The sequence below is a fragment of the Bacillus infantis genome (genome assembly GCF_050107595.1).
In the GTDB taxonomy this organism is placed as follows: Bacteria; Bacillota; Bacilli; order Bacillales; family Cytobacillaceae; genus Bacillus_AB; species Bacillus_AB infantis_C.
The window spans coordinates 1-255 of the sequence record NZ_JBNILH010000041.1; the positions used below are offsets into that span (position 1 = coordinate 1).

Genomic DNA, 255 nt, shown 5'->3' on the forward strand with positions numbered 1-255 from the left:
ATCAGGTTGATAGGTCTGAGGTGGAAGCGTGGTGACACGTGGAGCTGACAGATACTAATAGATCGAGGACTTAACCACATTTGATTGCTTTGTAATTCTTCTTCTGCATTATCTAGTTTTGAGGGAACAAAAACCTCATCTAAATAGTCTGGTGGCGATAGCGAGAAGGTCACACCCGTTCCCATACCGAACACGGAAGTTAAGCTTCTCAGCGCCGATGGTAGTTGGGGGCTCTCCCCCTGTGAGAGTAGGACG

Annotated in this window: 1 rRNA gene; it reads left to right on the forward strand. The window is 47.8% G+C overall.

The annotated features are described in order from the left end of the window. Positions 1-147: 147 nt before the first annotated feature. Positions 148-255, forward strand: a 5S ribosomal RNA gene (gene rrf / locus ACQCVH_RS25355); the annotation flags it as partial.